9 protein-coding genes are annotated in these 12218 nt (G+C 63.0%); 4 read left to right on the top strand and 5 right to left on the bottom strand.

Annotation, left to right across the window (positions count from 1 at the left end):
- The first annotated feature begins 95 nt into the window (after positions 1–95).
- A complete protein-coding gene (locus tag J3P90_RS11810; protein ID WP_434676425.1) occupies positions 96–1310 on the top strand; it encodes a multidrug effflux MFS transporter in 1215 nt (404 codons plus the stop codon).
- A 7-nt stretch (positions 1311–1317) separates the two neighbouring features.
- On the opposite strand, the gene fabF is transcribed toward J3P90_RS11810, so the two are convergent.
- From fabF to J3P90_RS11795, 3 genes are read right to left on the bottom strand one after another with little or no spacing between them, the layout of a single operon-like run.
- A complete protein-coding gene (gene fabF, locus J3P90_RS11805) occupies positions 1318–2616 on the bottom strand; it encodes a beta-ketoacyl-ACP synthase II (RefSeq protein WP_434606059.1) in 1299 nt (432 codons plus the stop codon).
- Positions 2613–5675: an efflux RND transporter permease subunit gene (locus tag J3P90_RS11800; protein ID WP_434676424.1), complete on the bottom strand. Its 3063-nt coding sequence runs from the start codon at positions 5673–5675 to the stop codon at positions 2613–2615. The genes fabF and J3P90_RS11800 overlap by 4 nt, the downstream gene beginning before the upstream one ends.
- A complete protein-coding gene (locus J3P90_RS11795) occupies positions 5672–6781 on the bottom strand; it encodes an efflux RND transporter periplasmic adaptor subunit (protein WP_434676423.1) in 1110 nt (369 codons plus the stop codon). Before J3P90_RS11795 ends, J3P90_RS11800 begins: the two co-directional genes overlap by 4 nt.
- A 211-nt stretch (positions 6782–6992) precedes the next feature.
- On the opposite strand from J3P90_RS11795, the gene J3P90_RS11790 reads away from it, so the two are divergent.
- Positions 6993–8453: an efflux transporter outer membrane subunit gene (locus tag J3P90_RS11790; RefSeq protein ID WP_434676422.1), complete on the top strand. Its 1461-nt coding sequence runs from the start codon at positions 6993–6995 to the stop codon at positions 8451–8453.
- A gap of 53 nt (positions 8454–8506) precedes the next feature.
- Here the strand turns inward: J3P90_RS11790 and J3P90_RS11785 are convergent, their stop codons facing one another.
- Complete coding sequence (locus J3P90_RS11785) at positions 8507–9127, bottom strand: TetR/AcrR family transcriptional regulator (RefSeq protein ID WP_420763708.1); 621 nt, start codon at positions 9125–9127, stop codon at positions 8507–8509.
- Between the two features lie 88 nt (positions 9128–9215).
- A complete protein-coding gene (locus J3P90_RS11780; RefSeq protein ID WP_434676421.1) occupies positions 9216–10172 on the bottom strand; it encodes a threonine dehydratase in 957 nt (318 codons plus the stop codon).
- Positions 10173–10275: 103 nt separating this feature from the next.
- Here J3P90_RS11780 and J3P90_RS11775 point away from each other — a divergent pair, with 103 nt between their 5' ends.
- Both J3P90_RS11775 and J3P90_RS11770 read left to right on the top strand, forming a co-directional pair.
- A complete protein-coding gene (locus J3P90_RS11775) occupies positions 10276–11088 on the top strand; it encodes a helix-turn-helix transcriptional regulator (protein WP_434627440.1) in 813 nt (270 codons plus the stop codon).
- A 168-nt stretch (positions 11089–11256) separates the two neighbouring features.
- A complete protein-coding gene (locus J3P90_RS11770) occupies positions 11257–12216 on the top strand; it encodes a response regulator (protein WP_434676573.1) in 960 nt (319 codons plus the stop codon).
- The last annotated feature ends 2 nt before the right edge of the window (positions 12217–12218 follow it).

Below are 12218 nucleotides of genomic sequence, written 5' to 3'. Positions count from 1 at the left end.
CTTCTGAATCCTCTTTTGACCTTGACGCATCGGATGACGATCGTCATATTACGATCATCATAAGCCAGACAAAAACCGGCCAAGGGGATTGATTCATGGAAACTGGGAATGCATCAGCGATTGCAGACGCGCAGCCACTCGCATCGAGCCCAGCCCTGACCGGCCGAATCGTCGCACTGCTCGCCGGCCTCGCGGCCATCGGCATGCTCTCCACCAATATCATCCTCCCTGCGTTCCCGGTGATCGGTGATGACCTCGGCGTGACCGCCCGCGAACTGGGCCTGACGCTCTCCAGTTACTTCGTCACTTTTGCCCTGGGCCAATTGGTGGTCGGGCCGTTGGCTGACCGTTATGGACGGCAGAAACTGGTGCTGGGCGGACTGTCGGTGTTCATAGTCGGCACCGTCATTGGCGGCCTCGCCACCACCCTTGAGGTACTGATTGCCGGCCGCGTCGTTCAGGCGTTGGGCGTGTGCGCGGCCTCGGTGCTGTCGCGGGCCATCGCACGGGATCTGTTCGAAGGCGAGACACTGGCCCGCGCCCTGTCATTGACGATGGTCGCCACGGCCGCTGCGCCAGGTTTCTCACCCTTGGCGGGCAGCGTGCTGTCCATCACGCTCGGATGGCGCGCCATCTTTATCCTGGTGGGATTGGCCGCCGTGGTGCTGGCGTTCTTCTATGTACGCGATCTTGGCGAAACCCATCCCGCCGACCGCCGGGCGCCGCACTCTACCGGCAGTGTGGTGCGCGCTTACGCCAGGCTGATGGTGGACAAGCGTTTCATCCTCCCTGCCCTGTCGATGAGCCTGTTGCTCAGCGGTCTGTTCGCGTCATTCGCCGCTGCCCCGGCCATTCTCATGAAAGGCATCGGCCTGACGTCCCTGCAGGCCGGCCTGTATTTCGCATCAACGGTGTTTGTGGTGTTCGCCGCCGGCCTGGCCGCTCCTCGCCTGGCCCGACGTTTTGGCCCAGGTAACACCGCCCTGCTGGGCATTGCCTGCGCCATGGTCGGCGGTGGTTTGCTCATCGTGGGGCCGGCCAGCCCGGGGCTTGGCTGGTATGCGGTGTCGATGGTGACGTTCCTTTGGGGCATGGGCCTGGCGAACCCCTTGGGCACGGCGATCACCATGGGACCTTTCGGCAAAGAGGCCGGGATGGCCTCGGCGCTGCTGGGTTTTCTCTCCATGGGTGCGGCAGCGTTGACCACCTGGCTCGCCGCCGTGCTGAGCTTTTCACCCATCGCCACACTGGGCGCGATCCAGGCGTCGACCTGCCTGATCGCGCTGGTGCTGTTCCGCTTGCGCCGCTGACGCGGCGTCAATCGTCCCAACGACGGAATAACACGCTGGCATTGACGCCACCAAAACCGAACCCATTCGACAGTGCATGGGTGATCGGCATTTTCCGGGCCTTCAGGCCAACCAGATCGAGGCCGTTGGCTGCCTCGTCGGGATGCATCAGGTTCAGCGTCGGCGGCACGATCTGATCACGCAGCGCCAAAACCGTGAAGATCGCTTCGATGCCGCCGGCCGCGCCCAACAAGTGGCCAGTGGCTGATTTGGTAGAAGTGATCGCCACGCCTGCGCCCGCGCCGCCGTTCGTGCCAAAAACCGCGCGGATCGCCGCCAGCTCACCGGCATCACCCACCTGGGTGGACGTCGCGTGGGCATTGATGTGCTGCACTTCGCTGGGGTTGAGACCTGCCTGGCGCAACGCCTGCTCCATGGCGCGGCGGGCGCCGTTGCCATCCTCCGGGCCCGCGGTCAGGTGGTAGGCATCGGCGCTGGTGCCATACCCCACCAACTCCGCCAGGGGCTTGGCACCCCGGGCCAGGGCGTGTTCCAGCGACTCGATCACCAGCAACCCGGCGCCTTCGGCCATGACGAAGCCGTCGCGCTCCCGATCGAACGGCCGCGAGGCCTCTTGTGGACGCTCGGCAAATCCCGTGGACAACGCCCGCGCCGCCGCGAAGCAGCCCAACGTCACGCGATCGATCGCCGCCTCGGTGCCACCGCAAATGGCAATGTCCGCCTCGCCACTTTTGATCAGCCGGGCGGCGTCGCCAATGGCCTGCACGCCAGCGGCGCAGGCCGTGACCGGCGCACCTAGCGGCCCTTTGAAACCATGCCGGATGGACACCTGCCCGGCCGCCATGTTGGCCAGGAAAGCCGGCGCGGTGAACGGCGACAGTCGACGTGGACCGCGAGCATCGGTGGTGCGCACCGCATCGGCAATCGTGGCGAAACCACCCACGCCCGAAGAAATGATCGTGGCAGTCCGCTCCTGATGGACGGGATCAACAGGATGCCAGCCCGCCTGCTCCAAGGCTTCGTGAGCCGCCACCAGGGCGAACTCGATGAAGCGGTCCATCTTCTTGCGATCCTTGGGCGCGATGAGGCGCTCCGGGTCGTAACCGGCGATACCGTCCTCTTCCAAGGTCGGCACTTGCCCCCCCACGGCGACGCCGGTCCCGTCGGTGACGTCGGCGGACAGGTTGCGAATGCCGGATTGCCCGGCCAGCAAGCGCTGCCAGACCTCTTCCACCCCGCAGCCCAGCGGGCCGACGATGCCTACGCCAGTGATGACGATGCGTTTTTGACCTTCGCGATTTTTCATGAAGCCCTCTTCGTATCAGGACGGATCTTGAACCAGATGGAATACATCGCCGGCAGGAACACCAGCGTCATGATGGTGCCGACGAACGTGCCGCCGATCAGGGTGTAGGCCAGCGTGCCCCAGAACACCGAATGTGTCAGGGGGATGAATGCCAGGATTGCCGCCAATGCCGTGAGCAACACCGGCCGTGCACGCTGCACCGTGGCCTCGATCACCGCATGGAACGGATCCAGCCCTTCGTTGGCGTTGTGATGGATTTGCCCGATCAGGATCAGCGTATTGCGCATGAGAATGCCCGACAGGGCGATCAGGCCGACCAATGCATTGATACCAAATGGCTGATTGAAGATCAGCAATGTCGGCACGACGCCGATCAGCCCCAGTGGCGCCGTCAAGAACACCATGATCATCGCCGAGATCGAGCGCACTTGCAGGATGATGATCAGCAACGTCAAGGCGACCATGATCGGCACCAGCGGCACGATGGCCTTGCCGGCCTTGCCCGACTCCTCGATGGCGCCCGCCTGCTCGATCCGGTAGCCGGCGGGCAACCTGTCGATGACCGGTTGCAGTTGCTTGATAATCGCGCTGGAGACGTCCGGCGGCTGCAGGCCTTCGGCAATATCGCCGCGCACCGTCATGGTCGGCGTGCGATCACGACGGCGCAGGATCGGATCTTCCATGCGCACATCCACCTCGCCGACCTGGGACAGCGGAATGCGCTGGCCTGTCGCGCCCACTAGGGTGAAACCTTCGATCCGCGCGGGGTCGAGGCGGATGTCACCGGCGGCGCGGCCGATCACCTGCACCGAACGGATGTCCTCGCGCACTGCCGTGATCGGCACGCCGCTGAGCAGAAATTGCAATTGCTGGGCGACCGCATTGGACGTCAGCCCCACCGCTTGCAAGCGGTCCTGGTCGAGATTGAAATGCAGCGTCGGCACCAAGGGTCCCCAGTCGGTGTTGACGGTCCTCATCATCGGGCTCGCCTGCATGATGCTCTGGACCTGACTGGCGATCTCGCGCAGCTTCGTCGAATCAGGGCCCATCACACGATACGCCACGGGGAACGGTGAATACGGGCCGAACACCAATTGAGTGACCCGCACCCGCGCCTCGGGAGCCAGCCCCTCGGCGATCGCTTCGCGGAGACGGAACTTGAGGGCTTCGCGTGCTTGCTGGCTGTCCGTCAGCACGACAATCTTGGCAAATGACGGATCGGGAAGTTCCGGTGCCATCGCCAGGTAGAAACGCGGCGCGCCTTGGCCGATGTAGGCGGTGACGATCCGGGCCTCTTCCTGTTGTTGCAGCCAGGCCTCGACCCTGGCGGTGGTGGCGCTGGTTTGCTCGATGGAGGTGCCGTACGGCATCTGCACTTCCACCAGCACCTCGGGCCGATCCGAGGTCGGAAAGAACTGTTTTTTCACCAGGCCCATGCCGAGGATCGCCACCACGAATGTCGCGATCACCGTACCGGCCACCCACCATTTGCGCGCGATGACTCGCGTCAGCACTCGGCGGAAACGGTTGTAGTGCCGCGTGTTGTAGATGGCCGCGTGCCCGCCTTCGACCTGCTTGATGTCGGGCAACAATTTCACGCCCAGGTACGGTGTGAATGCCACCGCGACCACCCAGGAAGCAATCAGCGCGATGCCGACGATCCAGAACATGTTGCTGGTGTATTCGCCAGCGGTCGATTGCGCGAAGCCGTTGGGCATGAAGCCGATGGCGGTCACCAGCGTGCCGGACAACATCGGTGCGGCCGTGTGGCTCCAGGCATACGCGCTGGCCTTGATCCGGTCGTAGCCCTCCTCCATTTTCACCACCATCATTTCAATGGCGATGATCGCGTCGTCCACCAGCAAACCGAGCGCGAGGATCAGCGAGCCGAGGGTGATTCGGTCGAAATTCTTGCCGGTGGCGGCCATGACCACGAACACCACGGCCAACGTCAACGGCACGGCCGCCGCGACCACGACACCCACGCGCCAGCCCATGCTGAGGAAACAGACAATCATCACCACCAGCAGCGCGACGAAGAACTTGACCATGAACTCGCCGACCGCCGAGTCGATATTGACCGATTGATCGGTAACCTTGGTCAGCGCCATGCCCAGCGGCATGTCTTGGTTGATCTTGCTGATCTGCGTATCCAAGGCCTTGCCCAGGTCCAGGCCATTCCAGCCCTCGCGCATGATCACGCCCAATAACAACGCCTCTTCGCCACCGTTGCGCACCAGGAACGTGGCGGGGTCTTCATAGCCACGCTCGACAGTCGCCACGTCCGACAGCTTCAGCGAGCGCCCCTGTACCACGACCGGCGTGTCGCGAATCTTCTGCAGCTTGTCGAAAGCGCCATCCAGGCGCAGGAACACCTGCGGCCCGACGGTTTCGATGGAGCCGGCGGGCGTGAGCATGTTCTGGCTGTTGAGGGCGGTAAAAATATCCTGGGGCGACACACCCAGGGTCGCCAAGCGATCGTGGGAAAAGGACACGAAGATCCGTTCGGCCTGCTCGCCGATGATATTGATCTTCTTCACGCCTGGCACATGCAGCAGTTGTTGGCGCAGCGCTTCGGCATCACGCACCAGCCGTCGTTGCGGCTCGCCTTTGGCTTTCAGGGCGAACAAGGCGAAGGTCACGTCGGAAAATTCATCATTGACCATCGGCCCTATAACCCCGGGCGGCAGTTTGATCGCCTCGTCAGCCAGCTTCTTGCGCGCCTGGTAGAACTCTTCCTGCACTTGCGACGGCGGCGTCCGATCGACCAGCGACACCATCGTGAACGCAAGGCCGGGACGGGTATAGGTTTCCGTGCGGTCGTACCACTTCAATTCTTGCAGCCGTTTTTCCAGCGGTTCGGCGACCTGGTCTTGCATTTCCTGGGCTGTCGCGCCTGGCCAGGCGGTGATGACCGTCAGTTGCTTTACCGTGAAGGGTGGGTCTTCCGCGCGGCCGAGCTGGAAAAAAGCGAGGACACCCGCAACGGCGATCAGCAACAGCAGGAATACCGTGATGGAACGCTCGCGGACGGCGAGCGCGGAGAGGTTGAAGCTCATGGGCGATTCCCCGCAACCTTCACGTCTTGCGGTTGCGCAAGACGCACCGCCTCGCCCTCGTGCAGCAGATGGGCGCCGAGCGCAACGATCTGCTCGCCCATTTTCAGCTCGCCCAAGACCTGCGCGGCGTCGTCGCTCAAGCCGACGACCTTCACCGGACGCCAGGCGACTGTCGCCGGTTCGCCCGTGATGACCCAGACACCACTGCCTTTGCCCGAGTCGAAAATGGCAGCGATCGGAACTTGCAGTGCCTGTTCCGTCCGAGGCCCCGCGGCGACCCGGAGCGTGACCGTGGAACCCAGCGGTGCGCTGGCCAGCGCGCCCTCCAACACGTAACGCGCCTCGAAGGTGCGCGTTACAGGGTCGGCGGAATCCGACAGCAACCTCAGCTTCGCATTGACCGCCTCGCTGGCATTGCCGTACAGCGTCGCCTGGGCGACTGACCCCGACGTCGGCCGCAGGGTTTCAGGCAGTTGCACTACGGCTTCGCGCTGGCCTGCCCGGGCCAGTCGAACCACGATTTGTCCAAGAGCGACAACTTGCCCGGGCTCGGCGAGCGTTTCCATCACAACGCCATCGGCGTCGGCGAGCAGCACGGCATAACCAGAAGCGTTGCGGGCAACGTCAGCCTGGGCCTGGGCCGCGCTGAGTTGCGCCCTTGCGGTATCGGCGGCGGCCTTGATCTGGTCGTAGCCCGAGGCGGAAATGGCGCCGGCAGCGACAAGGTCTCGGTAACGAGCCTCGTCATCGGCGGTCTGCTTCGCCCTCGCCCGAGCGGCGGCGACGGCCTCCTGTTGTGCTCGCGCTTGCAGCCCCAGGTCGACAGGATCCAGGCGCATCAGTGGCTGGCCGCGCTTGACCGTCTGGCCGGTGTCGACCAGCCGCTCGAGGACCTTGCCCGACACGCGAAAGCCCAGGTCGCTCTGGACCCTGGCCGTGACCACGCCGGTAAACGAACGTGACCGGTCGGGCGAACCCAAAACTTGCGCGACCCTCACGATGGGCGCAAGCGTGCGTGGATCTTTCTCGGTGGATGACTTGCCACACGCCGTCAGGACGAGAGGCAGCAAGCAAGCGGCAAGGGTGACAGGTCGGCGCCGGAGCATAAGGTCCCTTTTCATGAGCGGACAGGATGGAAGGCGCATTCTCATTCGAGTGACCATATCTGTCAATCGTCACGACCCATGCACTATGACCGTCAGCCTTCAAGCCGTGTTGCGCTTAACAATTGTCCGTTAGCCCTGCCTGGAAGCCAATTGACAGCTTGTGACCATTTTATGATATGGTCACAATCCGCATCGACTCGAGGAATTTTCCATGCCACCCTTGCGCCCCCTGGCTTTTTTTCTGAGCACCGGCTTGTTGACAGGTTGCGCGGTCGGCCCGGACTACCATCGTCCCGCAGTCCCACTTTCGAGTCGTTACGTAGGCCAGCCTCTGGTCGAACAGCGGTCCGCGAGCGTTCGGGCCGACTCGATTGTCTGGTGGGAAGCGTTTGGTGATCCAAACCTCACGGTGTTTGTCACCAAGGCCCTTGAACAAAACCTGGACTTGGCGCAGGCATCGGCGCGCGTGATGCAGGCACGGGCCGGACTGGGCGCAGCGAACGCCGCTTTGCTGCCCTCGGGAAATATCAGTGGCCAGGCCGCGCGCGCCTACCAGTCGGTGGAGACCCCGCTCGGCCAGGTGCTCGATTCAACGCCTGGCTATGATCGATACGGAAGTTCCTACGAACTCAACCTCGGCGCCAGTTGGGAGATAGATGCCTTCGGCGGCCTGCGGCGTGGACGCGAAGCAGCGCTGGCGGACTACCAGGCGTCCGAGGCCGCTGCGGTCGCCACGCGCTTGGCGGTCGCCGCGCAGGTCGCCGACACCTACATCACCGTTCGTGGACTGCAGGCCCGGCTGGACATTGCAAACCGACAGGTCAGGACGCAGCAAGACCTGCTGGAAAAAGTCCAATTGCTGTACAACAAAGGCCTCGGCGCCAGCTATCAGGTTCGCCAGACCGAGGGGCAACTGGCACAAGTCCAGGCAACGTTACCGGTCCTGCAGACCGGCCTGGATGCCGCGATGAACGCCTTGGATGTCATGCTCGGCACTCCGCCCGGCACCCATCGGCCGCTATTGGCCGAGCGCCGCGACATTCCCCTCGCCCCACAAATAACCACAACCGGAACGCCGGCGGACCTGCTGCGTCGCCGGCCAGACCTGATCGTCGCCGAGCGCCACCTTGCGGCCTCCGATGCGCGCATCGGCGAGGCCGTCGCCGAGTACTATCCAAAGTTCTCCCTCAGCGCCTTGCTCGGCAGCGCCACGGCGGTGTCCGGCGGTAACTTGTTCAGTGGCGGCGCCAGCCAATCGGCGGGCGTACTGGGGCTGCGCTGGAGGCTCTTCGATTTTGGCCGCATCAACGCCCGGATCGACGAGGCCAAGGGCGAGGAAGCCGAAGCGTTGGCTGCTTATCGCCAGTCCGTGCTGCGCGCCACTGAAGACGTCGAAAACGCCTTTAGCGCGCTGGTCAATCGCGAAACCCAGGCGACCACCCTCACCCAAGGCGAAACGTCTTTGAACCAGGCCCGTCAATCGGCCTTCGTCGCCTACCAGAAAGGCACCGCCAGCCTGATCGACGTGCTCAACGCCGACGAGACGTTGCTGCAGGCATCCGATGCCCGAGCGCAGGCTCGAACGGAATCAGCACGGGCAGCGGTCGCGGCATTCCGTTCGCTTGGCGGTGGTTGGCAAGCTCCCGAGGAAGGAGCTGTGGCGACAAGGTGAACATTTTTAGAAATGGTCACTAAATAGCGGCAAGAGTGGCCATCAGCCAAAGCTCAGGGCATCAGGCTACGCAGGATGAGATTGGTCGTGAGCGTGGGGGCTTCCTCGACGAAGTCGAGGTTGTATTGCAGCAGCAAGGGGTTGACGAACGGCCGCAAGGCCAGGTGGATGGCCTCCACCGTTTCGTCCAGAGGCGTGCGTCGTTCAAACTCGCCGAGCTCACGCCCTTGGCGGATGATCTCCAGCACGAAGCTCTTGATCCGTTCGTTATACGCCTGGGAACTGGGCCAGCGCTCCGAAGCCGAGAAAGCCGCGATATCGTAGAGCTTGCGGTCGTTGAAAAACAGGTTCACGCCCGTGACCACTAATGTTTTGACCAGCCTGCGCAAGCGCTCCGTTGCCGTCAGCCCGTCTACGTTGATCGCCTCTTCCACCGCCTCGACGATCGTCGACAGGCAGTTGGCGCAGATGGCTTCGCCGATCGCCTGCTTGGAATCGAAGAACTTGTAGATGTACGCCTTGGAGAAGCCGATAGCCTTGGCCAGGTCGGAAACCGTGGTCTTGCCAAAGCCGTACTGGCTGAAATGTTCATGGGCGGCCGCGATGATCTGGTCACGAATGTCGTGATCGGCGGGTCCACGGGCGCTGGGTGGTGCAATGGATGGCTGGTTCATCGGGGCAGCTTACGCATCCCGACGACCGTTGACAACTTATGACCAAACCTGGATTTGGTCACAATCCCATCGCCCTGTCGTCTCTTGACTACCCGATTACGCGGGCATACACCGATCGATCGATATTACCGCCCGACAAAATCACCCCGACCTTCTTCCCTTCCATCTTCCCGCGCTCCTGGATAAGCGCCGCCAACGTCGCCGCGCCGGCACCTTCGGCCAGGTTGTGGGTGTCGGTGTAATAGACGCGCATGGCCTCGGCAATTTCCTGGTCGCTGACCGCTACGATGCGCGCCGCGCCAGCGCTGTAGATGGCGAAGGCCTGCGCAATCGGCTTGCGCACGGCGAGGCCGTCGGCAAAGGTATCGGCCGAGGCGGTTTCGCGGATTTCACCCGCTTCAAATGACAGCTTCGCCGCCGTCGCCTCGGTGGACACCACGCCCACGACCTGGGTTTGCAAGCCCAGGGCATCACGGGCAGCGATGACCGCGCAGATCCCGGAGCCGCAGCCAATGGGCACGTAGACGGTGTCCAGGTCAGGCACGGCCTTGAACAGCTCGAGCGCGTAGGTAGCGACGCCTCTGACCAGCTCGGTATGAAACGGCGGTACGAGATAGAGTCCCTGGGTCTGCGCCAGGCGTGCCGCTTCTTCACGAGCCTCATCGAAATCGCGGCCGTATTCAATCACTTCGCCACCGAAGCCGCGCATGGCGTCGTTCTTCTCGACCGAGTTCCCCTCCGGCACCACGATCAATGCCCGCAGCCCCGCCGCGCTGGCCGCCAGCGCCTGGCTCTGGCCATGGTTGCCACGGGTCGTGGTGACAATGCCTTTCGTTCGCGGATGCTCACGCTTGAGCCAATCCATGAATGTGATGCCGCCGCGGACCTTGAACGCGCCCGTGGGGGTATGATTTTCGTGCTTGACCCACACCGTGCAACCGAGGCGTTGCGCCAGCAAGGGCCAGGCGTACTGGGCCGTGGCGGGCATGACCTGGTAGACCTGGCGAGCCGCTTGTTCGATATCGTCGAGAGTCAGTGCGTACATGATGGGTCTCCTTGGGTTTCGGCCAGTCTAGCCAGGGACGCCGAAGCCGGGCTTTCAAAAAACTGACCTGACTTTTGTCCCCTCGCTTCACTACTATGGGTAGATGAGCCATCGAAACCGCCCACAGCCACCGCGCCCGACTGAATCGACCCGTCGCGTCGAGGCCGGCCCGTGGCTCATCGAACTGCTCCCCGGTAGCGCCTATTCGGCTCGATACGTTGCAACCCAGCCGGTCATCGGCTTTGCCTTCGACAGCCAGCGAGGCCTGCATGCCATTGGCAGCGACCGGGTGCAGCCGTTCTACGCCAAGCCCAACGGCCTGGCGTTCGTGCCAGCCCAGTGCGACGTGTATTCGGAGTCACCCGTTGGCGGCGAATACCTGCGTCTGGTGCGCACTGACGGCGTCGTGCTGCCTGGAGATCATGCGTTCAACAATCGCGTCGACCCACGCGCCAGCGCCCTCGCGCAACGCATGCGCAAGGCGTTGCTGCACGCTTCGGTCGAAGATGATTGGCAAGCCTGGGCGGTGGCGCTGGCCGAGCGCGTGACGCCGGGCGAACATTCTTGCGCAACGCTCCAGGGCTCCATGACCGACAGCCGGATGCGCCTGCTCGACGAGTTCATCGATGCCGGCCTCGATCAACCGCTGGGCGTCTCGGCAATGGCGCAGTTGCTGGGATTGTCCGAAGGTTATTTCATGCGCGCCTTCAAGTTCGCGACGGGCAAAAGCCCCCACGCTTACCTGATCGACCGCCGCCTCGCCAAAGCCCGGGCGTTGATACGCGACTCATCGGCGACGTTGGCGCAAATCGCCCACGCCTGCGGTTTCAGCTCCCAGGCGCACATGACAACAACGTTCAAGCAGCGCCTAGGGGTGAGTCCGGCGCAGTTGCGCCAGATGACGAGTGGCGTTTGACGCCCTTGACTTAATGGTCCAGTTTTTAAAAGAAGCCAAGACAGCATCCCGTTCATTGATCAGAGGGCCACTGCCGCCTATGAATGAGGCACGAAGGAACTCCCCCGCTATTCGTCGTTGGACACCCCAGTGCCGTTGATCCCTCTGGTTGTGTGCGATGACTCCACCATGGCGCGCAAGCAAGTGTTGCGTGCGCTGCCGCAAGACTGGCCGGTTTCAGTCACCGAGGCGGTCAATGGCCGCCAGGCCATGGATGCCATACGTCAGGGCCTCGGCCATGTGGTGCTGCTCGACCTGACCATGCCGGAAATGGATGGATACCAGGTCCTGAGCGCGTTGCGCGCCGAAGGCCTCAAGGCGCAGGTCATCGTGATTTCCGGTGACATTCAGGATGAGGCCGTGCGCCGCGTCCTTGAGCTGGGCGCGTTGGCCTTCCTGAAAAAACCGTTCGATGAAAACGAACTGCGCCAGACCCTCAACCGCGTGGGGCTGTTGAGCCAGCCCGGTCAGGCGCCGCCACAGAACCGAGCGACACCGAACACGGCCATCAGCTTCCAGGACGCGTTCCGCGAAACGGTCAACGTTGCCATCGGCCAGGCCGCCGCCCTGATTGCCAAGGTGCTGGGGGTTTTCGTGCAACTGCCGGTGCCGAACGTCAACGTGCTCGAAGTCGGCGAATTGCACATGGCCTTGAACGACGTCGGCGGTTCCCAGCAACTCACGGCCATCTGTCAGGGTTTTATCGGCAGCGGCATTGCCGGCGAAGCCCTGCTGATTTTCCATGATTCGGAAATCGCCGATATCGCCCAATTGATGCAGCGCGAAAGCGCCGACTATTCAGACCTGGAGATGCTGGTGGACCTTTCGAGCATCCTGATCGGTGCGTGCCTGAGCAGCATCGCCGAGCAGATCGATGTGGTGTTCTCCCAAGGTCATCCGCAGGTCCTCGGCCAGCATGCGGCCATCGAGGAATTGATCCGGGCAAACCGCGTCCATTGGAAAAAAACCCTCGCGGTGGAGATCAGCTACGGCCTTGAAGGCCAGGATATCCGCTTCGACCTGTTACTGCTGTTCACGGAGGATTCCATCGAGCGGCTGACCCACAAACTCGCCTACCTGATGAGCTGAGC

Source organism: Pseudomonas sp. D3-10 (assembly GCF_051132175.1).
GTDB lineage: Bacteria > Pseudomonadota > Gammaproteobacteria > Pseudomonadales > Pseudomonadaceae > Aquipseudomonas.
The sequence above is the reverse complement of the archived record's forward strand: the minus strand, read 5'-3'. Positions and strand labels throughout refer to the sequence as shown.